The organism is Hydrogenophaga sp. L310 (genome assembly GCF_055703065.1).
Genome location: NZ_JBVPZA010000007.1, coordinates 54,909 through 79,084 on the forward strand (window position 1 = coordinate 54,909; position 24,176 = coordinate 79,084).

Consider the following 24,176-nt stretch of genomic DNA (forward strand, 5'->3'; position numbering starts at 1 on the left):
CCTTGTTCATGAATCTCCAGGGTATCGCTCTTCAGACTTGAGTCCGTTGCCACTAAGCGAATGCCATACGGTGGAGAGAGTTAATGCAATCCTTCGTTGGTAGTAGTTCTTTTGGGGGTTCGCGAAGAAAGGATTTGTTGTTTACTGAAAGATCGTCATCGACACGCAATATTGCGAACAAGCTGAGCGGCAAGTTTGGTGGAGAAGAGTGAGATCGACACATAGAAATGGCACTTGCAGCTTATGCGTACATCAGTGCCGAAACTTGCAGCTTATGAGGGAATTCGCTAGCAGCTTTTGGCGTAGGTGCCATTGCTAACTCGTTGATTTCAAATGGATGAAACTTGCAGCTTATTCACAGACGCACAGCTCAGCCCCGCAGTGCGCAGCGCGGAGGGTCGTCCAGTGACCACCACCGCGCGCCCCGTTGTGCCTGTGCGCCCGGTCGGGCCAGGACGCGCGGGGCGCGCACAGCCGCCGGGGCCGAACCCCTGGCGGCCCGGGCAGCTGCTGCTGGCGCCGCACCGGCTGGCGTTCTTTCTCGCGATGGTGTTGCTGCTGGCCTCGGGCCTGTGGTGGGCGCTGGTGCAGGTGGACCGCTCCACGGGCGCCATCGGTCTGGGCTACGCGGTACCGCCAACGATCACCCACGCCGCGGTCATGAGCTTCGGTTTCATGCCGCTCTTTTTTGCCGGTTTCCTGTTCACCGCCGGTCCCAAGTGGCTGGGCGTGCCAGGCCCCGACGCGCGGGCGCTGGTGCCCACCCTGTTGCTCCAGGCCGGTGGATGGCTGCTCTGGCTGGCCGGGGCGCACACGTTTCTCTGGATCGCGGTGGCGGGCGCGGCGCTGGCCGCGGCCGGGCTGGGCGCGCAATACCTGCGCTTCTGGGGCCTGGTGCGGCGCAGCGCGCTGGACGACCGCCTGCACGCCACGGTGGTGGCGGTGGCCGGCACCGTGGGCGCCCTGTGTGTCGCGGGCCTGGCGCTGGCTTTGCTGGCCGGTGCGTTCGACATCGCCCGCAGCCTGGTGCTGACCGGCCTCTGGGGCTTCGTGGTGGTGACCTACCTGGTGGTCGCGCACCGCATGATTCCGTTTTTCACCTCCAGCGCCGTGCCCATGGTGAAGGCCTGGCGGCCGTTCTGGGTGCTGTGGGCCCTGCTGGGGGCTGCGGCCTTCGAGGCATTGGCGGTCTGGGTCGCCGCGAGTGGCTGGGCGGGCGCGCCGGGCTGGATGCTGCTGCAGGGTCTGATCGAGCTGCTGGCCGGTGGTGTGATCCTCTGGCTGGGCGTGGCCTGGGGCCTGGTGCAGAGTCTCAAGGTGCGTTTGCTTGCGATGCTGCACCTGGGTTTCCTGTGGCTCGGCCTGGCTTTTGTGCTGGCGGGGCTGTCGCAGCTGCTCGGCCTGCGCGCCGGTGTGCCGGCTCTGGGCCTGGGGGCCTTGCACGCCCTCACCATGGGTTGCCTGGGCTCGCTGCTGGTGGCCATGGTCACGCGCGTGTCGTGTGGTCACAGCGGTCGCACCCTGGTGGCCGATGCACTGGTCTGGGGCGTGTTCTGCCTGCTCCAGCTGGCGGTGCTGCTGCGCGTGGCGGGCGCCCTGGACGGCGCGCCGCTGTGGGTGCTCACGGCCGCCGCGCTGCTCTGGGCCGCTGTGATGGGCGTCTGGGGTCTGCGCCTGATCGGCTGGTACGGCCGCCTGCGCGCCGACGGACGGCCCGGTTGAGGCTTGCCGTTTTCCCCGTTCCCATGCCTTCACACCCTGCCATGACCTCCGCCACAGAGACCTCCCCTGACTGGGCCTTTGTCGTCAGCGAGCTGATCCAGGCGCGCCAGACCGTGTTGCCCAAGCGCCTCGTGGAACCGGGCCCGGACGCCGGACAGACCCAGGCCATCCTGGCCGCGGCCGCGGCCGCACCCGACCACCTGCAGTTGCTGCCCTGGCGCTTCATCCTCGTGCCAGCCGGGCAGCGTGCCACGCTGGCCGAGGTGTTTGCCCGCGCCCTGAGCGAGCGCGATCCGCAGGCCACGCCCGAGCAGCTGGCGCAGGCGCGCGAGAAAGCGTTCCGGGCGCCGCTGCTGATGCTGGCGGTGGTGGACGGCGCGCGCGGTGACCCCGAGGTGGACCTGAACGAACGCATCCTCTCGGCCGGCTGTGCGGTGCAGAACATGCTGCTCATGGCCACCGCGCTCGGCTTCGGCTCGGCGCTCACCAGCGGCAAGGCACTGAAGTCGGACACGCTGCGGGCCTGCTTTGGCCTCGGCGCCAGCGAACAGGCGCTGTGCTTCGTGAGTGTCGGCACCGTGCTCTCGCGCAAGCCGGCGCGTGCCCGGCCGGTCGTGGCCGACTATGTGAATACCCTGGGTTCGGACCCCGTGTCCTGAATCCCCATTTCCCAACAGGACTTTTCATGGACATCAGCACCTTTGACGATCTGCTGGCCGCCGCGCGCGCCCAGTCCCAGCCCCAGCGCCTGCTGTTTGTGTTCGCCGGCGTCGAGCTGCCGGACGACGCGACCCCTGCCCAGCGCGCGGCTTTCGAGCAGGGCCAGGGCGGTGCGCTGGTGCCGCAGATGTGCGTCGACAAAAGCCCCGACGAGCTGGCTTCGTTTGACCAGCTGAAGCAGGAAGCGACCAGCTTCGGCCAGGCCTGGGGCATGGTGTTCGCGGCTGCGATGTCGGGCGCACCGGGCAAGGCGCCCACCAGCGCCGACGCCGATGAACCACTGAAAAAAATGGTGGAAGCGATCCGCCAGGGCCAGATCGAGGCCTACATCCCGTTCGACCCGCAGGGCCGCGCGGTGCGCCTCGGCTGATCGCCATGGCCGGTATCCGCCTGCACCAGATCGGCCAGCCGGGCGCACAGCCGCCAGCGGCAAGCTTCGAGCAGCCTTTCGAGATGCTCACCGCCTGTCACGAACGGGTGGATCGCATGTTGCGCCTGCTTCACCGGCTGTGCCAGCACCTCGACGAAAAAGGCCTTGACGAACAGGCCGCCCAGGCGGCGCGCGACGTCATGCGCTACTTCGACCTGGCCGCGCCGGACCACCACGAAGACGAGGAGCGCCACGTCTTTCCCCGCCTGCTGGCCGGAACCGATGAGAACGCGAAGGCGGTGGTGCGCCGGTTGCAGCAGGACCATCTGGACATGACCGCGAACTGGGTCAGCGCCCGTGAGGTGCTCCACCGGGTGTCCGAGGGATCGGCGCCGACGTGGTCCGGCCTGGGCGAGGCCGACCGCGCCACGCTGGCGCGTTTTGCTGACCTGTACGCCGATCACATCCGCGCCGAGGAAGACACGGTCTACCCGGCCGTGTCAGCCCTGATCGACGCCCCCGAGCTGCAGCGCATGGGGGCCGAAATGGCCGACCGCCGCACGGCCCGGTCCTGAGCGACAGGGTCACCCCCATGCCCACCCTGGAACTGCCCCAATTCGAATGGAGCGAGGGATTCGCCTGCGGGGTGGACCTGATCGACCGGCAGCACCGCAACCTGGTCGACATCACCAACCTGCTGCGCCAGGCCATCTTGCGCGACGACACGGTCAGCAGCGCGAACAGCGTGGAATCGCTTCAGGCCTATGCGCGCTACCACTTCGCCTATGAGGAGTCTTGGGCGCGCGACCGCGGCATGCCCCAGGCCGCACTGGACCAGCACGCGCGCCGTCACCAGGCTTTTGCCGATCGCATCCAGGCGATGGCGGAACAGGACGGCCGGGAAGACGGCGATGGGCGCGCCCTGCACCGCTACCTGTGCACCTGGCTGGCCGACCACATCGTCAAGGATGACCGGGAGATGGTTCGCCGCCTGCTCCATCCAGACGGCGCCAAGGCCTGACCACCCGCCCGCGTCCGGACGGCCAGTGCCGCCCCTTCGGGGGTCGCGCGCAGCGCGGCGGGGGTGTCTGACTTCAGGCGGCGTCGGGTTGCCGCGCAGGCGCCGCGCGGCGGAAGCTGTCGAGTTCGCCGCAGGCCTGGTCGATGGCGCTGATCAGCGGCCAGCGCAAAAGATCCACCTGGAATCGCCGCGCACTCTCCACCTGCGGGATCAGGTACACGTCGGCCACCGTGGGCGTGTCGCCAAAACTGAAACGACCCCGCCGCGCATCGGCGGCCAGCAAGGCTTCGTAGGCGTCGAAACCGGCCGTGATCCAGGTGCCGCACCAGGTGTTGATGGCCGCCTCGTCGGCGCCAAAGGTCTTGCGCAGGTGTTCGAGGATGCGGCGGTTGTTGATGGGGTGGATGTCGTTGCCCACGATGGCGGCGAGCGCGCGCACGCGGGCGCGGCCCCCGGGGTCCGCCGGCAGCAGCGCAGGTGCCGGATGCGTCTCCTCCAGCCATTCGATGATGGCCGGTGACTGGATCAGCACCTCGCCATCGTCGAGTGCGAGCGCGGGCACGAGCATCTGCGGGTTGACCGCCTTGAAGCTGTCGGTCAGGTGCGCCTCTTTGCCCAGGTGCACCGCGAGGTATTCATAGCCCAGGCCCTTGAGGTTGAGTGCGATGCGCGTGCGGTGCGAGGTGCCGCTGCGCCAGAAGTTGTAGAGCTTCATTCGGCCGGTCCCACCGTCAGCGCGACCTCGGCCACACCTTCCACGCGCCCGGTGATTCGGTCACCCGCCACCACGGCGCCCACGCCTTCGGGCGTGCCGGTGTAGACCAGGTCGCCGGGTTGCAGGTGGTAAAACAAAGACAGGTCGGCGATGATCTCGCGGATGTTCCAGATCAGCTTGTCCACGTTGGACGACTGCCTGGTTTCGCCGTTGACTTCGAGCGCGATCGCACCGTTTTCGATCACCACGCCTTCCATCGGCACGATCTCGGAGCACACGGACGAATGCTCCACGTCCTTGCCCAGGTCCCAGGGGCGGCCCTTGTCGCGCGCCACCAGCTGCAGGTCGCGCCGTGTCATGTCCAGCCCGGCGGCGTAGCCGTAGATGACGGTGTGCGCGTCCCCGGCCTTCACGCGGAAACCGGCCTTGCCGATGGCGATCACCAGTTCCATTTCGAAGTGGTAGTTCTTCGTCTCGGGCGGGTAGGCCACGGTCGCTCCAGAAAGCGTGAGCGTCTGCGGCGCCTTGGTGAAATAGAACGGCCGCTCGACCGATTTGTCCACCGGCTTGCCCATCTCGACGGCGTGTGCGTGGTAATTGCGGCCGACGAAAAACAGGCGGTTGATGGGGAAACGTTCGGTCTTGCCAAGGACGGGCAGGGACGGGACGGCGGGCGGGGTGAAGAGATATGGGGTCATGTCGTTCTGCAGAGCGTTAGCGCGTCTCATAGACGCCGAGTTTTCGATGGAGCGGGGATTCGTCGGCGATGAACACGAACGATGGCTTGTCCTGGCGGTTCTTCAGCGTCACGGCCTCGTAGCCGGGCGCGCAGCAGGTGTCGGCCTCGACCAGACCGAAGCTCTTGCCGCAGGTGGACACGTCCACACCGCCTTCGATCAGGTGGAACACCTGCGCGGGCGAGCGCGCGGGCAATGTGAGCGTCTGGCCGGGCCTGAGCATGAGGGCGTAGAAACCCAGGATGTTCTGTGCGTCGCCGCCGGTTTCGGGGTTCACGTAGGTCACCTGCAGGCAGTCCAGACCGGGCTGGTCGGCGGCCATCGCCACCAGCGCGGCGCGCGTGTCCACCCAGGGGTAACGCAGCATGGGGTAGCGCTTGTCGCTGCGCGCGAACACCTGCGTGGGCACCACGCCGGCGCGGGTCCAGGCGCGGTCGCCGCTGCCCTGTTTGACGGTCTGGCGCTCACCGTTGACGTGGTAACTCGCCTCCATGTAATACACCAGCGGCAGGTCCAGCACGTCGAGCCAGACGACCGGGTCTTTGCCGTCGTGGCCGTGTTCGTGCCACAGGCCGGTGGGCGTCAGGATCAGATCGCCGCGGCTCATCGGGCACTTCTCGCCGTCCACCGTGGTGTAGGCGCCTTCGCCTTCGACGATCATGCGCACCGCGTTGGGCGTGTGCCGGTGGCTGGGTGCCCACTCGCCGGGCAGCAGCAGCTGCATGCCCAGGTACATGGCCGGGCTGGCCTTCATGTTCTCCAGCCCGTGGCCGGGGTTGGCCAGCACCAGCACGCGGCGCTCGGCTTTTTCAATCGGGGTCAGCTCGCCGGCTTTCAGCAGCAGCGGCTTGATCGTGGCGTAGGGCCAGTGGATGGCCTGCGTGGCGCGCGTGGGAATGTCCGGCGGAAGGACCGCGCGCAGGCTGGGCCACAGCGGCACCAGGTTCAGGTTTTTCAGGTCGTCCCGGTAGTCCTGCGGCAGGTCTTCGAGTCGGCCGAGTTCGTGGCTCATGGGTGTCTCCGGAAATGGGGGTGTGAAGTGACTGGTGAAAGCCCTGGCATGTCTCTCTAAAAGGCCGCACACACATAATCAGTGTGCTTATCGTAAGTGTCCTGCTAACATGAATCAAGCCTCACGGGGGAAAACCCTTGATTCCATCCGCCATGAAAAATCCCGACCCGTCCACCGTCAACATCGACCTCCAGCCCGGTCACGCGATCCGCCGTCTGCACCAGATTTCAGTCGGCATCTTTTTGCAGGAAGCGGGCGAACTGGGCATCACGCCCGTACAGTACGCCGCCCTGCAGGTGGTTGGCAACCAGCCCGGCATCGACCAGCGCACGCTGGCACGCACCATCGCGCTGGACGCGTCGACCACGGGTGGCGTGGTGGACCGGCTTGAGGCACGGGGCTGGATGGAGCGCCGCACAGCGCCCGAAGACCGGCGCGCACGCCAGCTGGCGCTGACCGCGGCGGGCGAGCAGGCCCTGGCGGCGAGCATCCCCGCGATGCTGCGCGCCCAGGAGCAAATCCTGGCGCCGCTCAGCGAGGGCCAGCGCAGCGACTTCATGCGCCTGCTGAACCTGCTGGTGACACAGAACAACGAACTCAGCCGCGCGCCGAGCGACGCGGCACGGTAACCGTCGCGTCGCTTCAACCGTTCCATCCCGCCAGCGGGCTTCCGCGGCGCTGCGGCCAGGGGGTCTGTTCGACTGCGCACAGACAACACCGCCGGTCGCGCAAAATCATCGGTTCCCGCATCGCCTGATCCGAGACCTCGGCGAGGCGCCTGCACCCCAACCCCGAACAAGGAAAATCCTCATGAACCTGCACCTGAGCATCGGACCGCTGGTGTCCCTCATCGCCGGCATCCTCATCCTGGTGATGCCCCGCCTGCTGAGCACCATCGTCGCCGTCTACCTGATCATCATCGGCTTGCTGGGGCTGTTGGGGCAACGCTGAACCCGTTCGCGCCGGCATGCGCTTCCGTTCTCGGGAACGGGCCGGGTGTCCGTGGAGACGCCCTGAGCCTTGCTGCAGGCGATCGGCTCGCTCAAGCCGGGTCGCATCAGTTTCACCAGGGACAACCATCCGGGGCAAGCCGTAACCTGTTGGTAACTTGTTTCACAGATAATTGAAACCAAATTACAGAACCACCCGTTTCAGCCATCCCCCAGGAGCCAGCCCCCATGCCCCAACGCGCCACCAAAATCGTCGCCACCCTCGGTCCCGCTTCCAGCGACCCCGCCCTGCTGGAGGCGATGATCCGCGCCGGCGTCAACGTGGTGCGGTTGAACTTTTCGCATGGCACCGCGCAGGACCACGTCGACCGCGCCACCCTGGTGCGCGAAGCGGCGCAGCGTGCGGGCCGCGAGGTCGGCATCATGGCCGACCTGCAGGGCCCCAAGATCCGCGTCGGCAAGTTCGCCGACGGCAAGGTGATGCTGGAACCGGGCCATGCTTTCGTGCTCGATGCCTCGCGCACCGAACCGGGCGATCTTGGCGGCGTCGGCCTCGACTACAAGGAACTGCCACGCGACGTGAAGGCCGGCGACACGCTGCTGCTGAACGACGGCCTGATCGTGCTGACCATCGACAAGGTCGTGGGGCCGGCGGTGCACACCACCGTCAAACTCGGCGGTGAGCTGTCCAACAACAAGGGCATCAACAAGCAGGGCGGCGGGCTGACCGCGCCGGCCCTGACCGCCAAGGACATGGACGACATCAAGACCGCCATGGGCCTGAAGGCCGACTACGTGGCGGTGAGTTTCCCCAAGAACGCCACCGACATGGAGCTCGCGCGCCAGCTGTGCAACGTGGCCGGTGCGGCCACCGGCCACAAGCCCGCGCTGATCGCCAAGATCGAGCGTGCCGAAGCCATCCCCGAGCTGGCCAACATCCTCAGGGTGTCCGACGGCATCATGGTCGCGCGCGGTGATCTGGCGGTGGAAGTGGGCAACGCGGCCGTGCCCGGCCTGCAGAAACACATGATCAAAATGGCCCGCGAGATGGACAAGGTGGTGATCACCGCCACGCAGATGATGGAGTCGATGATCGTCAACCCGGTGCCCACGCGTGCCGAGGTGAGCGACGTGGCCAACGCGGTGCTCGACGGCACCGACGCCGTGATGCTCAGTGCCGAAACAGCCGCTGGCAAATACCCGCTGGAGACGGTGATGGAGATGGCGAACATCTGCCAGGAAGCCGAGAAGGCCGAGTACAGCGAACTGGGCGCCGACTTCACCGGCAAGACCTTCACGCGCATCGACCAGTCGATCGCCATGGGCGCGCTGTTCACCGCCCACCACCTGGGCGCCAAGGCCATCGTGGCACTGACCGACTCGGGTTCCACGGCGTTGTGGATGAGCCGGCACAACGTGCGCATGCCGATCTACGCGGTGACGTCCAACCTGACCTCGCAGCGAAAGATGACGCTCTACCGCAACGTGCGCCCGCTGTTGATGGACACCAGCGCCGACCGCGACACGGCCCTGGCCGACGCCGAGGCGCACCTGAAGGCGCGCGGCATCGTGCAGAAGGGTGATGTGTACGCCATCACCGTGGGGGAACCCATGGGTCAGCCCGGCGGCACCAACACCTTGAAGCTCTGCAGAGCTGGTTGACGGTGCCCCCACGCTCCGCCGCTGCGCGGGGCGCTGCCCCCCGAGGGGGCTGATCCAGCTTGGGGCGGCCCGGCGCTGGATCGTCCTCCATGTGCCGCTGGCGGCCCGGCGAAGCCGGTTCCGCGGCGGCCTGGTGTTGATGCCCATCTTTCCGGGCGGGGGTTTGTCATCGGTGTGCAAGGCCCACGGCGCTAAAATTCGCCGAGTTACAGACCGGTTACCAACTTTGATCAAGGGGATTTTCATGGCTCTCGTTTCCATGCGCGAACTGCTCGACCACGCTGCGGCGAACGGTTACGGCATTCCGGCTTTCAACGTCAACAACCTCGAACAGGTGCAGGCCGTCATGGCCGCGGCCGACGAGGTCGGCGCTCCGGTCATCCTGCAGGCCTCGGCCGGTGCCCGCAAGTACGCGGGTGAAGCCTTCATCAAGCACCTGATCCAGGCCGCTGCCGAGATGTACCCGCACATCCCGATGGTCATGCACCAGGACCACGGCACCAGCGTCAAGGTCTGCGAAGGCGCCATCGCCCTGGGCTTCGGCTCGGTCATGATGGACGGCTCCCTCAACGAAGACGGCAAGACGCCGTCGAGCTTCGACTACAACGTGGAAGTGACCCGCAAGGTGGTCGAGATGGCGCACCAGAGCGGCGTCACGGTGGAAGGTGAACTCGGCTGCCTGGGCAACCTGGAAACCGGTGACGCGGGCGAAGAAGACGGCATCGGCGCCGAAGGCAAGCTGGACCATTCCCAGATGCTGACCGACCCCGAAGAGGCCGCCACGTTCGTGAAGGCCACCCAGCTTGATGCCCTGGCCATCGCCATCGGCACCAGCCACGGCGCCTACAAGTTCAGCCGCCCGCCCACCGGCGACATCCTGGCCATCAGCCGCGTGAAAGAGATCCACGCCCGCATCCCCAACACCCACCTGGTGATGCACGGTTCGTCCAGCGTGCCGCAGGACCTGCTCGCGATCATCAACCAGTACGGTGGCCAGATGAAGCAGACCTGGGGCGTGCCGGTGGCCGAGATCCAGGAAGCCATCAAGCACGGCGTGCGCAAGATCAACATCGACACCGACATCCGCATGGCCATGACCGGCGCGGTGCGCAAGTTCATGGCCGAGAACCCCGAGAAGTTCGACGCCCGCGAATGGCTCAAGCCCGCCCGCGAAGCCGCCAAGGCGATCTGCAAGCAGCGCTACATCGAGTTCGGCTGCGAAGGCCAGGGCAGCAAGATCAAGGGCGACACGCTCGCCGTGATGGCCGCGAAGTACGCCCAGGGTGAGCTGGCGCAGAAGGTGGTTTAAGCCCCCACGCTCCACCGCTGTGCGGGTCGCTGCCCCCCAAGGGGGCTGATCCGGCTTGGGGCGGCCCGGCGCCGGATCGTCTGAGCCCCCGACCGACCTGCGATAATCGTCCGGAATGGTTCGGAGCCCGTTGACTGTTCGGTCACCGGGCTTTTTTCTTGGCTGTCACTCCCTTGCGCCCGATCATGACTTCCGCCCTGCACACCTCCGCCCTGAACTCCCTGCCGCTGCTCGCGCGCGGCAAGGTGCGCGACAACTACGCCGTGGGCGACGACCGCATCCTCATGGTCGCGTCCGACCGCATCAGCGCCTTTGACGTGATCATGGGCGAGCCCATCCCCGGCAAGGGCGCGTTGTTGACCAAGCTCAGTCTGTTCTGGTTCGATCAGCTCGGGCCCAAGGGCCTGAACATCTGCCCGATCCACCTGACCGGCGATGCACCCGAGAGCGTGGTGTCGTCCGAAGAGGCGCCGCAGGTCGCGGGCCGTTCCATGCTGGTGCAGCGCCTCAAGCCCATCCCGGTGGAAGCCGTGGTGCGCGGTTACCTGGCTGGCAGCGGCTGGAAGGAATACCAGGAGAGCCGATCGGTCTGCGGCGTGCCGCTGCCCGAAGGGCTGATGAACGCGAGCAAGCTGCCCGAGCCGATCTACACGCCGGCCGCCAAGGCCGAGTTGGGCGAGCACGACGAGAACATCACCTTCGAGCAGACCGTGGCCATGATCGGCCCCGAGCTGGCCACCAGAATCCGCGACATCTCCATCGCGCTGTACAAGGCCGCGGCCGAGATCGCGCTGAAGAAGGGCATCATCATCGCGGATACCAAGTTCGAGTTCGGCCTGGACAAGGCCGGCACGCTGGTGCTGATGGACGAGGTGCTCACGCCGGATTCCTCGCGCTACTGGCCGCTGGAGAGCTACGTGGTGGGGCAGAACCCGCCGAGCTACGACAAGCAGTTCTTGCGCGACTGGCTTGAAACCGCCCAGGTGGGCGGCAAGGCCTGGGACAAGACACCGCCCGCGCCACGCCTGCCCAAGGAAGTGATTGAAAAGACCTCGGCCAAATACCAGGAAGCGCTGACGCGGCTGATGGGCTGAGGCCCCCGCGTCAGGTCGCCAGGCCTTCGGCAAACCCCGGCGCCAGGGCCTGGCGCAGGAAATCCACAAACGCCGTTACCGCGCGCGGCACGTGGGCCGAGTACGGGCGGATGGCGTAGATCTGGTCGGCAAACGCACCCACCGGCTGCCACAACGGCAACACCGTCACCAGCTTGCCCGCGAGCAGGCTCGCCTGGGCGCTGAAGTCGGGCAGCAGCGCAATGCCCAGCCCGCCGAGCGCGGCGTCGCGCAGCGCCTCGCTGTTGTTGGCCGCCAGCGAGCCCGACACCTGCACCGTCACCCGCTCAGCGCCGGCTTCCGGTTGCAGCGGCTCCAGCGTCCAGGCCGGCGTGTCCTGCGAGCGCGGGTAATGCAGGCAGTTGTGCCGCGCCAGGTCGGTCGGCGTCTGCGGCGTGCCCTGGCGGCGCAGGTAGGCGCGGCTGGCCACCAGCACCGAGCGCGTGGTGCACAGCGTCCAGGCCACGTGCGTGTCGGGCGGGTTGGCCGTGTGGCGGATCGCCAGATCAAAACCTTCGGTGGCCAGCGAACTCAGGTGGTCCGACAGGTTCAGCTCCAGCCGCACTTCGGGGTACTGGCGCAGAAACTCCGGCAGGCGCGGCACCAGCTGCTGGCGCGCAAAGGCCACCGGCGCCGTCACGCGCAGCAGGCCGCGCGGCGCGCCGGCGGCATCGCGCACCTGCGCAAAACACTGGGCGATGTGCTCGAACGAGGCGCGGGTGTCGTCCACCAGGCGCTGGCCGGCTTCGGTCAGCCGCACGCTGCGGGTGGTGCGCTGCACCAGCGCCACGCCGGCCATGCGCTCGAGCTCGGCGATGCGCTGGCTCACCGCCGCCTTGCTCACGCCCAGCCGCGCCGCCGCTGCCGTGTAGCTGCCCTGCTGGGCCAGCACGCCCAGCCAGTGGAAGTGGCCCCAGAGTTCGTGGACTTTCTGCTCGTTCATGGATCCTATTGTTCACCATTTTGAACAATCATTTCAGGTTTTTGGCCTTGTATCGGGCGGCCGTGCTTCCTACACTGCACCCACCCCTCATCCAGTCCGAGACACACCATGACCACCGCCATCACCCACTTCATCGCTGGCGCCCGCGCCGCCGGTTCCTCCACCCGCGCGCAGGACGTGTTCAACCCCGCCACCGGCGCCGTCACCGGCCGCGTGGCGCTGGCCAGTGCCGCCGACGTGGACACGGCCGTGGCGGCCGCGATGGCTGCGTTTCCGGCCTGGTCCGACACGCCGCCGATCCGCCGCGCGCGCGTGATGTTCAAGTTTCTCGAACTGGTGAACCTGCACAAGGACGAGCTGGCGCACCTGATCACCGCCGAACACGGCAAGGTGTTCACCGACGCGCAGGGTGAGGTGGCGCGCGGCATCGACATCATCGAATTCGCCTGCGGCATCCCGCAACTGCTCAAGGGCGACTTCACCGACCAGGTCTCCACCGGCATGGACAACTGGACCATCCGCCAGGCGCTGGGTGTGGTGGCCGGTATCACGCCGTTCAACTTCCCGGTCATGGTGCCCATGTGGATGTTCCCGGTGGCGATCGCCGCGGGCAACACCTTCGTGCTGAAGCCCAGCCCGATCGACCCGAGCGCCAGCCTGTTCATGGCCGAACTGCTGAAGCAGGCCGGTCTGCCCGACGGCGTGTTCAACGTGGTGCAGGGCGACAAGGAGGCCGTGGACGCGCTGCTGGTGCACCCGAACGTGAAGGCCGTGAGCTTCGTGGGCTCCACCCCCATTGCCAACTACATCTACGAAACCGGCGCCCACCACGGCAAGCGCGTGCAGGCCCTGGGCGGCGCCAAGAACCACATGGTGGTCATGCCCGACGCCGACCTGGACCAGGCGGTGGACGCGCTGATCGGCGCGGCCTACGGCAGCGCCGGCGAGCGCTGCATGGCCATCTCGGTGGCGGTGCTGGTGGGCGACGTGGCCGACAAGATCATGCCCAAGCTGATCGAGCGCACGAAGGCGCTCAAGGTGCTCAACGGCACCAACCTGGCGGCCGAGATGGGCCCGATCGTGACCGCCGCCGCGCACCAGCGCATCACGGGTTACATCGAAGCGGGTGCGGCCGACGGCGCCGAGCTGCTGGTGGACGGCCGCCGCTTCGATGCGAAGCAGACCGGCGAGGGCTGCGAAGGCGGTTTCTGGATGGGCGGCACGCTGTTCGACAAGGTCACACCCGAGATGAAGATCTACAAGGAAGAGATCTTTGGCCCGGTGCTGAGCTGCGTGCGCGTGCACGACTTCGCCGAGGCGGTGCAGATCATCAATCACCACGAGTTCGGCAACGGCACGAGCTGCTTCACGCGCGACGGCAACGTGGCGCGCGAGTTCGCGCGGCGCATCCAGGTGGGCATGGTCGGCATCAACGTGCCGATCCCGGTGCCCATGGCCTGGCAGGGCTTCGGTGGCTGGAAGAAGAGCCTGTTTGGCGACATGCACGCCTATGGCGAAGAGGGCGTGCGCTTCTACACCAAACAGAAGTCGATCATGCAGCGCTGGCCGGAGAGCATCGGCAAAGGCGCCGAGTTTGTGATGCCCACCGCTAAATAAGTTACCCCCTGCGCCGCCTTCGGCGTCACCCCCCAGGGGGGCGCCACTGGCGGCCCGGCGGAGCCGGTTCGGCGGTGGCTCTGGGTGGGGCACTTCGGCCTCGTTGCTCTTTTTGGGCGACGGGGCTTTTTGTTTTCTGCACCTCGCGGGTCGATGGCGTGGCGCGTCCGACTCCGCGAATGTCCCCCGGGCCGTGCCGGCCCTCCTCCTTGACTTCGCTGCGTCAGACACACCACGCCATCGACGGGCGAACGGACGGATTTCCAGAATGTGGATAGCCAACCCCTCGGCCCGGCGCAATGGGGCGTTCTGCATAGCGAAGTCAAGGAGGAGGATCGGGCGTAGCCCGATCCGGGGGACATGAGCGGCGCAGAGCGCTCCGTTGCGCCGGGCCAGCGAGAGCCAACACAGGCCAACCGCCTCCCCACATCAGGGTTGTCGACGCAAGGCACTGGGATTTCATGGGGTTACTGGGTAGAGTGGATAGCCAGCCGGCATGAAGGAGGCCCACCATGTACACAGCCGCCACCACGCGCTACGACAGCATGCCCTACCGCCTGTGCGGCCGCAGCGGGCTGCGCCTGCCCGCCCTCTCGCTCGGTCTGTGGCACAACTTCGGCGACAGCTCGCACCTGGAAACCCAGCGCGCCATGCTGCGCACCGCCTTTGATCTGGGCATCACCCACTTCGACCTCGCCAACAACTACGGCCCGCCCGCCGGCAGCGCCGAGACCAATTTCGGTGAACACCTGCGGCACGATTTCCGGCCCTATCGCGACGAACTGCTGATATCCACCAAGGCCGGCTGGGACATGTGGCGCGGGCCCTATGGGCAGGGCGGCGGTTCGCGCAAGTACCTGCTCGCCAGCCTCGACCAGAGCCTCAAGCGCATGGGTCTGGACTACGTCGACATCTTCTATTCGCACCGCTACGACCCGGACACGCCGCTCGAAGAAACCATGGGCGCGCTGGCCACCGCCGTGCAGCAGGGCAAGGCGCTCTACGTGGGCATCTCCAGCTACTCGGCCGGCAAGACCCGCGAGGCCGCGGCGATCCTGCGGCAGATGGGCGTTCCGCTGCTGATCCACCAGCCGTCCTACAGCCTGCTCAACCGCTGGATCGAGGGCGAGCTGCTCGACACCCTGCAGGACGAGGGCGTGGGCTGCATCGCCTTCAGCCCGCTGGCCCAGGGCCTGCTGACCAGCAAGTACCTCGGCGGCATTCCCGAGGGCGCGCGCATCAACCAGCCGGGCGGCGGCTCCTTCAAGATGGAGCACCTGAGCGAGCAGAACCTGAACCACGTGCGGGCGCTCAATGAGATCGCTTTCAACCGGGGCCAGAGCCTGGCGCAGATGGCGGTGGCCTGGGTGTTGCGCCAGCCCGGCATGACCTCGGCGGTCATCGGCGCCAGCCGCCTGGAGCAGATCGTGGAGCTGGCGGGGGCACTGGACAACCTGGCTTTCAGCCCCGAGGAACTGACCGCGATCGACCAGCACGCGGTGGAGGGCGGCATCAACCTCTGGAAGAAGCCGTCCACCGACCAGAGGCCGTAGATCAGCTCAGCACCACGCTCGATAGCCGTCGGCGGTAGGTGGCCACCGTCGGGTCTTCCGGCGGCACCTGGCCTTCGGCCACCTTGGGCTTGGGTGGCTCGATGATGTCGAGGATGGCGATGAAGGTCTTGCGCGCCAGCTCTTCGCTCCAGGCCTTGTCGCGCATCAGGATTTCCAGCAGCTCGTCCATGGCCGGCACGAACTGGTTGTGCGCCATCAGCAGCTGGGCCAGCGCGAAGCGGCTGTCGAAGTCGCGCTTGTTGGTGGCGATCCTGGCCTGCAGCTCGGCGGCACGGGCCTCGGGGTCGGCCACGCCGTCCTGCGCGTCGCGCGCTTTCATCCAGCGGTTGAGCGAGTCGAGCCGGCGCACGGCCACGGCCTTGGCGATCACCGGGGCGAAGGCCACCTTGGCGTCGTCGTCGCGTTCCAGTTCCAGCAGCAGCTTGACCAGGTCGAAGCGCGCGTCGTCGTTTTCCGGGTCGGTCTGCACGGCGTGCTGCAGTTTGTCCAGAGCGCCTTCCACGTCACCGTCGGCCAGCGCGTCCAGCGCTTCGGCCTCTTCAGCGGCAGCTTCCACTTCTTCGGCAGCGGGCAGGTGCTTGTCGAGGAATTCCTTGATCTGGCCTTCGGGCAAGGCGCCCATAAAACCGTCGACCGGCTGGCCGTTCATGAGCAGCACGCAGGTGGGGATGCTGCGGATGCCGAAGGCCTGGGCGAGCTGCTGCTCCTGGTCGGAATCGATTTTCACCAGCTTGAAGCGCCCGGCGTAGTCGGTCTCGATCTTCTCCAGCAGCGGGCCGATGACCTTGCAGGGGCCGCACCAGGGCGCCCAGAAATCGACCAGCACGGGCGTTTGCATCGAGGCTTCGATGACTTCGGTTTCAAAGTTGGCGACGGTGACGTTGATCATGGGAAAGGCTCTGGAAATGGGCGCACATCGCCGACGGCGGGGCGCGAAACGTAAAATCGACACTTTACCGGAGAGGGGCCGATTTCCCGAACCGGTCCCCCACGCCGGCCCTCCGGGCGCCCGGCAGAAAGCCCTCCATGAGTTCCATCCAGGTGGGCGTGGTCATGGGTTCCAGCAGCGACTGGGACACCATGCAGCACGCCGTGCAGATCCTCAAAGACTTCGGCATTCCGCACGAGGCGCGCGTGGTCTCGGCGCATCGCATGCCCGACGACATGTTCGCCTACGCCGAGGCCGCCGTCGGCCGGGGCCTCAAGGCCATCATCGCCGGCGCCGGTGGCGCGGCGCACCTGCCCGGCATGATCGCGGCCAAGACCGTGGTGCCGGTGCTGGGCGTGCCGGTGATGTCAAAAGCGCTGTCGGGCGTCGATTCGCTGCACTCCATCGTTCAGATGCCCAAGGGCGTGCCGGTGGCCACGTTCGCCATCGGCCAGGCAGGTGCGGCGAACGCGGCGCTGTTTGCCGTGGCCTTGCTGGCCAACGAAGACCCGGCGCTGCGCGAGAAGCTGGAAGTTTTCCGCGCTGCGCAGACGGAAGCCGCACGCAACATGACCCTGCCCACTGAATGAATCACCCCTCCCGCGCTTCGCGCGACCCCCTCAAGGGGGCAACACCAGCGGCCCGGCGAAGCCGGTTCCGCGGTGTTTGCTGGACCAACCCCCTGCTCGCGTGACGCAGCTGTTACCTGGAACTATCTTCATGAGTCTCAAGCCTTTGCTTCCCGGCGCCCTGTCGGACCGTGGCCAGCAGATGACGCTGGGTGTCATGGGCGGTGGCCAGCTGGGCCGCATGTTTGTGCAGGCCGCGCAGGCCATGGGTTATTTCACCGCGGTGCTGGACCCGGACCCGGCCAGCCCGGCCGGGCTGATCAGCCACTACCACATACAAACGCCGTACGACGACGAGCAGGGTCTGGCGCAGCTGATGCAGCGCTGTGACGCCATCACCACCGAGTTCGAGAACGTGCCCGCCCCCGCGCTGCTCACGCTGGGCGCGCACCGGCCGGTGGCGCCTTCGTCGGCCAGCGTGGCGGTGGCGCAGGACCGCATCGAGGAAAAGGCGCATTTCGTGGCCTGCGGCCCGATCAGCGGCGTCTACCCCGCGCCCTACGCGGCCATCGCATCGCCCGAGCTGTTGGCGGCGGTGCCGGCCGAGCTGTTGCCCGGCATCGTGAAAACCGCGCGCCTGGGCTACGACGGCAAGGGCCAGATCCGCGTCAAGACCCGCGAAGAGCTGGCCGCCGCCTGGGAGCAGCTGGGCCGCGTGCCCTGCGTGCTGGAAAAGCTCATGCCGCTGCAGAGCGAGTGTTCGGTGCTGGTGGCGCGCGGCGCCGACGGTCAGGTGGTGAGTTTCCCGGTGCAGGCCAACACGCACCACGACGGCATCCTGGCCATCACCGAGGTCTACGAGGGCGCCGTGCCGGCCGATCTGGCCGCGCGCGCACAGGCCAGCACGGTGGCGATCGCGAACCACCTGAACTACATCGGCGTGTTGTGCGTCGAGTACTTCGTGGTCGACAACGGCCAGGGTGGCGCGGACCTGATCGTCAACGAGATGGCGCCGCGCCCGCACAACAGCGGCCACTACACGCAGAACGCCTGTGACATCTCGCAGTTCGAGGCCCAGGTACGCGCGCTCGCCGGCCTGCCGCTGCCCGTGCCGCGCCAGCACAGCCCGGCCATCATGGTCAACCTGCTGGGCGACTTGTGGTTCAACCCGAACGGTGTGCGTGCGCAGGCCAGCGAGCGGCCGGTGTCGCCGCCCTGGGCGCAGGTGCTGGCGCTGCCCGGCACCCACCTGCACCTGTACGGCAAGCTCAGCGCGCGCCCGGGCCGCAAGATGGGTCACCTGAACATCACCGGCAGCTCGGTGGCGCAGGTGCGCGAGACGACCGCGAAGGTGCTGGCGCTGCTCGGCTTGCCCGCGCTGCCCTGATCCACCGATGCCGCTCTGCCTGAACGCCAGCGATCCGGCGGCTGTCGAATCCGCCGCCCAGCGCCTGGCCGCGGGTTCGCTGGTCGGCATGCCGACCGAAACCGTCTATGGCCTGGCGGCCGATGCCGGCAACGCCAGCGCCGTGCAGCGCATCTTCGAGGCCAAGGGCCGGCCGAGCGACCACCCGCTGATCGTGCACATTCCGCCCGCTGGGGCGGCCGACTGGCGTGCCGCCGTGGCACCGTTTGCGCGCGACGTGCCAGCGTTTGCTGCCGCGTTGATGCAGGCTTTCTGGCCCGGACCGCTCACGCTGATCCTGCCGCGCCGGCCCGAGGTGGCGGCGGTGGCCGCGGGTGGCCAGGACTCGGTGGGCCTGCGCTGCCCCTCGCACCCGGTGGCGCAGGCGCTGCTGGTGGCGGCGCGTGCGCACGGCGTGCACGGCGTGGCGGCGCCCAGCGCCAACCGTTTTGGCCGCGTCAGCCCCACCACCGCGGCGCACGTGGCCGAGGAATTCGCCGACCTGGCGGACGACGCGCTGCTCATCCTGGACGGGGGTGCCTGCCCGGTGGGCATCGAGTCAACCATCGTGGACTGCTCGCGCGGCGCCCCGGTGCTGCTGCGCCCCGGCGTGATCACGCCGGCGCAGATCGAAGCCGTGTGTGGACAGCCGCTGCGCGCGCGCGACGAGGCCGCGCCGCGCGCCTCCGGCACGCTGGAATCGCACTACGCGCCGCGTGCCAAGGTGCGGCTGATGGCGGCGCCGCAGCTGCAGGCGGCGCTCGACGTGCTGGGTCCGGACGCGAAACACATCGCGGTCTATGCCCGCGCACCGCTGAAAACGGCGCGCGGCATTCTCTTTCGCCGCATGCCCGACGATGCAGCCCAGGCCGCGCAGGCGCTGTTTGCCGTGTTGCGCGAGCTTGATGCCACGGGCGTCAAGCTCATCTGGGTGGAAACGCCGCCCGAAGGCGCCGACTGGGATGGTGTGCGCGACCGCCTGCAACGCGCATCGGCCTGAACGAAACACCCCCTGCGCCGCTTCGCGTCACCCCCCTCAAGGGGGGCGGCACTGGCCGTCTGGCAAAGCCAGCCCGGCGGTGCCTCTGGGCGGCGTTGTCTCATGCGTTGCGGGTGGTGCTCCGGTGCCATGAAAACTGATACGGCTTCGCGCCTTGTTCTCACTTCGATGGCAAACCCGTAAGGGAGACGCTCTGTCTGCGTTTCAGGAGCGCCCGAAGCGCAGCTTCATGGTCAGGATGGCCAGTGCCAGCAGCAGCGTGATCGCATTGGCCACGACCACCGGCCAGGCGCCCAGCATCAGGCCGTAGGCCAGCCACATCGCAATGCCCAGCGTGAACGTGCCGTACATGCTCAGCGAGATGCCGCTCACGTCGCGCGTCTGGAACGTGTGCCAGGCCTGGGGCACAAAACTGAAAGTGGTCAGGAAAGCGGCGAAATAGCCGATAAGGTCGTCAGGGCGCATAGCAGCGCATGATAGGAGCGGCGATGGCTTCTTGCTTGCCGGCCGTTCAATTTCCATGTCTTTTCAACGCCTGCCGCAGCAGGATATGAAAGGGTATTCCACCGGTGGACTGCCCGCACACCCCTCGGCACGTGAGGTGCAGCGAACGAGAAGCGCCATGGCCCGCCATCACCCGCAGAACATCGAGCAAAGACCTTGTAAGGGGTGGCGCTCAGTCCGGCTGCGCAGCGGTCCATTCCACCAGCGCTTCCAGCGCCGGCCGCGCGGCACTCGCGTTCGGGTGGTTGATGAACCCCACGACCGCGTAGCGTGTGCCGTTCACCGCATTCACGTAACCGGCGACACCCGTCACGTCGCGCAGCGTGCCGGTCTTGAGCCAGGCGTTGCCCCGTGCGGCGCTGCGCGGCGAGCGCGCCATGCGCGCGGCCGTGCCGCTGACGCCCGCCACCGACAGCGACTGCACGAACTGCGCGCCCTTGGGATGGGCTGCCGCGTGGCGCAGCAGGCCGGCCAGCGCGTCGGCGCTGATGCGCTCGTCGCGCGAGAGACCCGAGCCGTTGTCCATGACCGGGGGCGCATGGCGGATGCCGAAGGTGGTTTTCCACCACCGGCTCACGACCTCGCGTGAGCGCTCGAACCGCCCCGTGCGCAGCGGGGTGATGTGTTCGCGCGGCACGGTCCGCGCGTCCTGCCGCCCCGGGTTGAGCCGGCCCAGCGTGAGGAACACCTGTTGTGCCATCACGTTGTTGCTCCACTGGTTCACGTCGGTGATGATGTCCGAGAGCGGCAACGAGTGGGCTTCGTGCAGCAGGGTGGCGCCGGGCGGGGTGGCTCCGCTGCGCACCTGCCCGGTGAGGGCACCGCCGCTGGCGCGCCACAGGCCTTCGAGCGCCCGGGCGGCGTAGCTCGACGGATCCTGGTAGGCCACGGGCCAGACGCGCTCGCCGCAGCTCTGCGGATACTGGCCCTCGAAACGGATGGTGTTGGCGTCGTCAAAACGAGCGCGCAGGGCGCCGCGCCAGTCGCCACAGCCTTTGCGCGACAGCGGCACGGTGGCGTCGATGGCGAGACCCGCCATGGGCGGCTCGCTCAGCACGTGGGCGACGCCGAGGGCGTGGTCGGGCTGGAACTTCAGGACCACCGACTTGAAGTTCACCAGCAGCGCGTCGGGGCTGGCGTTGTAGGGCCGCAGCGCCTCGCCGTCGAAGGCGCCGGGGTCGCGCGCGGGCAGTTCGAAGGCGCTGTGGTCCAGCACCAGGTCGCCCAGCACCACCTGCACGCCCCGGTCCTGCAGCGCGAAGAAGGCCGACTGGATGCGCTCCAGCACCAGCTTCGGGTCGCCCCCGCCCTGGATGTAGAGGTTGCCGCGCAAGGTCCCTTGGTCCACGGCGCCGTCGGTGTAGAAGCGCGTGCGCCAGGTGAAGTCGGGGCCGAGCAGGTCGATGGCGGCGTAGGTGGTCACCAGTTTCATGACCGAGGCCGGGTTGATCGGCTGTTCGGCACGGTGGCGCAGGCGCTCGCCGCCGTTGCCGGACACCGGCACCACCAGCGCCGACACCGCGCTCACAGGCACCGCGGCCCGCCGCAGCGCCGCCTGCACCGAGGACGGCAGGGCGTCATCGGCCAGCGCCAGGGCCGGGAGCACCAGGGCGCCGAGCAGGCCCGCGCCGAGTGCGCGCCACCAGGCCGCTCCCGGGGTGGGGTGCGTGTGTCGGGCATGTTCGGGGAGCGGGCGGGTCAACATGGGGGAATTATGGGACCCGGTGGTGGCGCTGGCGTGCAAAGAGCGACGCCGTCCGGCGCCTGCATCGGGCAACAGCGTTTGCGACGACGAACGAAGCCGCGGATGCGGCTCGCCGATAATGGCCGGATGCTCTCTGCCGTCTCCCCAGCTTCCCCCTCGCTGCGCCTGCTGGCCATCGAAACCAGCACCGACATCCTCTCGGTGGCGCTGGGCAGCGGGGCGCCCGGCGAGTCGCTGTGGCAGCACACCGGTCCGGGCGCCGCGCAGGCCTCGGCCACCCTGTTGCCCGTGGTGCAGTCGCTGCTGGCACAGGCCGGGTGGGCACTGCCGGCGCTGGATGCGCTGGTGTTTGCGCGCGGGCCCGGCTCGTTCACCGGTTTGCGCACCGCTTGCGCCGTCGCCCAGGGCCTGGCCTATGGCGCCCGGGGCGCGGGCCGCGAAGGCGGTGTGCCGGTCTTGCCGGTGGACACCCTGCTGGCGCTGGCCGAAGAAGCGCGCCACCAGCGGGCACTGGCCGGGCAGGCGCCACCGCGCGTGATCGCGGCCCTGCTTGATGCGCGCATGGACGAGATGTATGTGGCGCTCTACGCGTGTGGACCGCAGGGGCTGGATCCGGTGCCGCTGCAGCCGCCGCGCCTGTGTTCGCCGGCCGATCTCGGAGAGTGGCTGAAGCAGGCGCTGCCCGGGCCGCTGGCCGCTGGCGACTGCCTGCTCGCGGGCAATGTGTTTGCCAGCTACGGTGCGCAATTCAGCGACCTCGCGGGCGAACGGCAGGTGGCCTTGCCCACGGCGGCGGCCCTGTTGCGCCTGGCGCCGGCCTTGCTGACTGCCGGGCAGGCGGTGGCCGCGCACGAGGCGCTGCCGCTCTACGTGCGCGACAAGGTGGCGCAGACCACGGCCGAGCGCGAACGCCTGCGGCTGGAGCAATTGGTGCGCCTGTCCGTGCCCGTGTCGGCGGTGTCGCCGCTGGACGCCTGAGGGTGACGAACATGAGCCGGTTTCCAGCGATGCCGTCCGACAGCGCGCCGACCGTGCCCGTGTGGTCCGCGGGCGACTGGCCCCGCGCCGACGCCTGCGCCCACCCCGCACCGGCTGCGGAGCGCCGCATCGCCTTCGAGGTGGTGACCGATGCCGACCTGGACGCGGTGTGTGAGGTGGAAAAGTCCGCCTACACCCACCCCTGGACGCGAAAGCACTTCGCCGACTCGCTGGCCTCGGGTTATCCGGCGGTGATGCTGCTGGGCGAAGCCCTGCCGGGCGAGGCGGTGCATTCCCGGCGGGCCGACGGCCGTGTGCTGCTCGGTTACCTGGTGGCCATGCCCGGCGTGGACGAGGTGCACCTGCTCAACATCACGGTGGCGCCGGCGCACCAGCGCCAGGGGTGGGCGCGCTTCATGCTCGACGCGCTGGCGCTGTGGTCGCGTGGCCGGGGCGCGCAGTGGCTGTGGCTCGAGGTGCGCGCCAGCAACGCACCGGCGCGCGCCCTGTACGAACGGTATGGCTTCCAGCAGGTGGGCATGCGCCGCGCTTATTACCCGGCCGGCCAGTTCCAGCGCGAAGACGCGGTGGTCATGAGCCTCAATCTGGTGACGCAGGCCGAAGGCGGGGCGGTGGCATGAACGACTCCGCAACAAACGATCCAGCCGACCGCCCCGACGCCTCGTTCGTGCCGCTGCTCGATGCGCGCCAGCGCGCCATGCTGGCCGAGATGGGCGTGCGTGTCTGGGCGCCCAAGCCGCCCGTGGCCGCCCAAATCACTGCGCCCGTGGCGGCCGAAGCGCCCTCCACCGCGGTGGAGCGCGCACCCGCGCCTGCGCCAGCGTCAGCGCCCGTTGCACCCGCCGCCCGGCCCGCACCGGTGCGGCCGTCGGTGAAAGAAGCGGTGGTGGCAGTGCCCCAGCCCGTTGCCGCAACGGCCAGGCATCGCCCGGCGGACGTGGCCGCCATGGACTGGCTCACGCTGGAAGCCGCCGTCGCGGGCTGCGAAGCCTGCGGCCTGTGCCGCAGCCGCCAGAACACCGTGTTCGGTGTCGGCGACCGCCAGACCGACTGGATGGTGATCGGCGAAGCACCCGGCGAAAACGAGGACCTGCAGGGCGAACCCTTCGTGGGCGTGGCCGGCCAGCTGCTCGACAACATGCTGCGCGCCGTCGGACGCAGCCGCAGCGGCAGTGGCGCGCAGGCCGCCTACATCGCCAACGTGCTCAAGTGCCGGCCACCCGCCAACCGCAACCCGCTGCCCGAAGAGGTGGCGATGTGCGAGCCCTACCTGGCGCGCCAGGTGGCGCTGGTGCAGCCCAAGATCATCCTCGCCATGGGGCGTTTCGCCGTGCAGTCGCTGCTGCAGACCAGCGAACCCATCGGCAAGCTGCGCGGGCAGGTGCACCGCTACCAGGGTGTGCCGGTCATCGTGACCTACCACCCGGCCTACCTGCTGCGCACGCCCACCGACAAGGCCAAGGCCTGGGCCGACCTGTGCCTGGCGCTGGAGACGGCGGCCGCATCAGAGGACACACCCGCGGCCGTCTGACACCGTCTGACGCAGGCCGCCTGGTCCCCGGCCACTGACTTCAGCGCATCCCTGCCGCCGTTCGGCCCTGG

At 68.2% G+C, this 24,176-nt stretch carries 25 protein-coding genes; 18 read left to right on the plus strand and 7 right to left on the minus strand.

Annotated features, from left to right (window positions below):
• Positions 1-405: 405 nt before the first annotated feature.
• The 5 genes from AC0GNO_RS13225 to AC0GNO_RS13245 are packed head-to-tail and all read left to right on the plus strand — an operon-like array spanning position 406 to position 3,833.
• Positions 406-1,722, plus strand: coding sequence for an NnrS family protein (locus AC0GNO_RS13225; RefSeq protein ID WP_472904261.1), 1,317 nt, complete (start codon positions 406-408; stop codon positions 1,720-1,722).
• Between the two features lie 41 nt (positions 1,723-1,763).
• Entirely contained in the window at positions 1,764-2,381 is a 618-nt protein-coding gene (locus tag AC0GNO_RS13230) for a nitroreductase family protein (RefSeq protein WP_472904262.1), read from the plus strand.
• A 26-nt stretch (positions 2,382-2,407) separates the two neighbouring features.
• The gene (locus AC0GNO_RS13235) at positions 2,408-2,812 is read left to right on the plus strand and encodes a ribonucleotide reductase subunit alpha (RefSeq protein ID WP_472890253.1); all 405 of its coding nucleotides are present in this window, start codon (positions 2,408-2,410) and stop codon (positions 2,810-2,812) included.
• A gap of 5 nt (positions 2,813-2,817) precedes the next feature.
• Positions 2,818-3,387, plus strand: a complete 570-nt coding sequence (locus AC0GNO_RS13240; RefSeq protein ID WP_472904263.1) for a hemerythrin domain-containing protein — start codon at positions 2,818-2,820, stop codon at positions 3,385-3,387.
• 17 nt (positions 3,388-3,404) lie between these two features.
• On the plus strand, positions 3,405-3,833 hold the full coding sequence (locus AC0GNO_RS13245; protein ID WP_472904264.1) for a bacteriohemerythrin: 429 nt from the start codon (positions 3,405-3,407) through the stop codon (positions 3,831-3,833).
• Positions 3,834-3,906: 73 nt separating this feature from the next.
• Here the strand turns inward: AC0GNO_RS13245 and maiA are convergent, their stop codons facing one another.
• From maiA to AC0GNO_RS13260, 3 genes are read right to left on the minus strand one after another with little or no spacing between them, the layout of a single operon-like run.
• Positions 3,907-4,548, minus strand: a complete 642-nt coding sequence (gene maiA, locus AC0GNO_RS13250; RefSeq protein ID WP_472890250.1) for a maleylacetoacetate isomerase — start codon at positions 4,546-4,548, stop codon at positions 3,907-3,909.
• Positions 4,545-5,246 carry a fumarylacetoacetate hydrolase family protein gene (locus AC0GNO_RS13255; RefSeq protein ID WP_472904265.1) on the minus strand — a complete coding sequence of 234 codons (702 nt, stop codon included), beginning with the start codon at positions 5,244-5,246 and terminating at the stop codon, positions 4,545-4,547. The genes maiA and AC0GNO_RS13255 overlap by 4 nt, the downstream gene beginning before the upstream one ends.
• 16 nt (positions 5,247-5,262) lie before the next feature.
• A complete protein-coding gene (locus tag AC0GNO_RS13260; protein ID WP_472904266.1) occupies positions 5,263-6,297 on the minus strand; it encodes a cupin domain-containing protein in 1,035 nt (344 codons plus the stop codon).
• A 152-nt stretch (positions 6,298-6,449) separates the two neighbouring features.
• Here AC0GNO_RS13260 and AC0GNO_RS13265 point away from each other — a divergent pair, with 152 nt between their 5' ends.
• The 5 genes from AC0GNO_RS13265 (at position 6,450) to AC0GNO_RS13285 (ending at position 11,312) form a co-directional block, all read left to right on the plus strand.
• Positions 6,450-6,926 (plus strand): MarR family winged helix-turn-helix transcriptional regulator, encoded by a 477-nt coding sequence (locus tag AC0GNO_RS13265; protein WP_472904267.1) that lies wholly within the window; start codon positions 6,450-6,452, stop codon positions 6,924-6,926.
• A gap of 181 nt (positions 6,927-7,107) precedes the next feature.
• Positions 7,108-7,248 (plus strand): DUF3096 domain-containing protein, encoded by a 141-nt coding sequence (locus AC0GNO_RS13270; RefSeq protein WP_472890246.1) that lies wholly within the window; start codon positions 7,108-7,110, stop codon positions 7,246-7,248.
• 227 nt (positions 7,249-7,475) lie between these two features.
• Positions 7,476-8,909: a pyruvate kinase gene (gene pyk, locus AC0GNO_RS13275; protein ID WP_472890245.1), complete on the plus strand. Its 1,434-nt coding sequence runs from the start codon at positions 7,476-7,478 to the stop codon at positions 8,907-8,909.
• A gap of 244 nt (positions 8,910-9,153) precedes the next feature.
• Positions 9,154-10,218: a class II fructose-bisphosphate aldolase gene (gene fba, locus AC0GNO_RS13280; RefSeq protein WP_472904268.1), complete on the plus strand. Its 1,065-nt coding sequence runs from the start codon at positions 9,154-9,156 to the stop codon at positions 10,216-10,218.
• 185 nt (positions 10,219-10,403) lie between these two features.
• Positions 10,404-11,312: a phosphoribosylaminoimidazolesuccinocarboxamide synthase gene (locus AC0GNO_RS13285; protein WP_472890243.1), complete on the plus strand. Its 909-nt coding sequence runs from the start codon at positions 10,404-10,406 to the stop codon at positions 11,310-11,312.
• Positions 11,313-11,322: 10 nt separating this feature from the next.
• On the opposite strand, the gene AC0GNO_RS13290 is transcribed toward AC0GNO_RS13285, so the two are convergent.
• Positions 11,323-12,273: a LysR family transcriptional regulator gene (locus AC0GNO_RS13290; protein ID WP_472904269.1), complete on the minus strand. Its 951-nt coding sequence runs from the start codon at positions 12,271-12,273 to the stop codon at positions 11,323-11,325.
• A gap of 108 nt (positions 12,274-12,381) precedes the next feature.
• On the opposite strand from AC0GNO_RS13290, the gene AC0GNO_RS13295 reads away from it, so the two are divergent.
• The gene (locus AC0GNO_RS13295) at positions 12,382-13,890 is read left to right on the plus strand and encodes a CoA-acylating methylmalonate-semialdehyde dehydrogenase (RefSeq protein WP_472904270.1); all 1,509 of its coding nucleotides are present in this window, start codon (positions 12,382-12,384) and stop codon (positions 13,888-13,890) included.
• A gap of 512 nt (positions 13,891-14,402) precedes the next feature.
• Positions 14,403-15,443, plus strand: coding sequence for an L-glyceraldehyde 3-phosphate reductase (gene mgrA / locus AC0GNO_RS13300; RefSeq protein ID WP_472904271.1), 1,041 nt, complete (start codon positions 14,403-14,405; stop codon positions 15,441-15,443).
• Position 15,444: 1 nt separating this feature from the next.
• Here the strand turns inward: mgrA and trxA are convergent, their stop codons facing one another.
• A complete protein-coding gene (trxA, locus tag AC0GNO_RS13305; RefSeq protein ID WP_472904272.1) occupies positions 15,445-16,353 on the minus strand; it encodes a thioredoxin in 909 nt (302 codons plus the stop codon).
• Between the two features lie 137 nt (positions 16,354-16,490).
• On the opposite strand from trxA, the gene purE reads away from it, so the two are divergent.
• The 3 genes from purE to AC0GNO_RS13320 all read left to right on the plus strand — a co-directional run bounded on the left by purE (position 16,491) and on the right by AC0GNO_RS13320 (position 19,366).
• Positions 16,491-16,982, plus strand: a complete 492-nt coding sequence (gene purE / locus AC0GNO_RS13310; protein WP_472904273.1) for a 5-(carboxyamino)imidazole ribonucleotide mutase — start codon at positions 16,491-16,493, stop codon at positions 16,980-16,982.
• 130 nt (positions 16,983-17,112) lie between these two features.
• Positions 17,113-18,348 carry a 5-(carboxyamino)imidazole ribonucleotide synthase gene (locus AC0GNO_RS13315; protein WP_472904274.1) on the plus strand — a complete coding sequence of 412 codons (1,236 nt, stop codon included), beginning with the start codon at positions 17,113-17,115 and terminating at the stop codon, positions 18,346-18,348.
• Between the two features lie 7 nt (positions 18,349-18,355).
• Complete coding sequence (locus AC0GNO_RS13320; RefSeq protein ID WP_472904275.1) at positions 18,356-19,366, plus strand: L-threonylcarbamoyladenylate synthase; 1,011 nt, start codon at positions 18,356-18,358, stop codon at positions 19,364-19,366.
• A gap of 204 nt (positions 19,367-19,570) precedes the next feature.
• On the opposite strand, the gene AC0GNO_RS13325 is transcribed toward AC0GNO_RS13320, so the two are convergent.
• Together AC0GNO_RS13325 and dacB are read right to left on the minus strand one after the other, a co-directional pair.
• Positions 19,571-19,831 carry a SemiSWEET transporter gene (locus AC0GNO_RS13325; RefSeq protein ID WP_472904276.1) on the minus strand — a complete coding sequence of 87 codons (261 nt, stop codon included), beginning with the start codon at positions 19,829-19,831 and terminating at the stop codon, positions 19,571-19,573.
• Positions 19,832-20,042: 211 nt separating this feature from the next.
• Positions 20,043-21,575, minus strand: a complete 1,533-nt coding sequence (dacB, locus tag AC0GNO_RS13330) for a D-alanyl-D-alanine carboxypeptidase/D-alanyl-D-alanine endopeptidase (protein ID WP_472904277.1) — start codon at positions 21,573-21,575, stop codon at positions 20,043-20,045.
• Positions 21,576-21,734: 159 nt separating this feature from the next.
• On the opposite strand from dacB, the gene tsaB reads away from it, so the two are divergent.
• The 3 genes from tsaB to AC0GNO_RS13345 are packed head-to-tail and all read left to right on the plus strand — an operon-like array spanning position 21,735 to position 24,105.
• Positions 21,735-22,553, plus strand: coding sequence for a tRNA (adenosine(37)-N6)-threonylcarbamoyltransferase complex dimerization subunit type 1 TsaB (gene tsaB / locus AC0GNO_RS13335; RefSeq protein WP_472890260.1), 819 nt, complete (start codon positions 21,735-21,737; stop codon positions 22,551-22,553).
• An 11-nt stretch (positions 22,554-22,564) separates the two neighbouring features.
• Positions 22,565-23,194: a ribosomal protein S18-alanine N-acetyltransferase gene (gene rimI / locus AC0GNO_RS13340; protein ID WP_472904278.1), complete on the plus strand. Its 630-nt coding sequence runs from the start codon at positions 22,565-22,567 to the stop codon at positions 23,192-23,194.
• On the plus strand, positions 23,191-24,105 hold the full coding sequence (locus AC0GNO_RS13345; protein WP_472904279.1) for a uracil-DNA glycosylase: 915 nt from the start codon (positions 23,191-23,193) through the stop codon (positions 24,103-24,105). The genes rimI and AC0GNO_RS13345 overlap by 4 nt, the downstream gene beginning before the upstream one ends.
• The last annotated feature ends 71 nt before the right edge of the window (positions 24,106-24,176 follow it).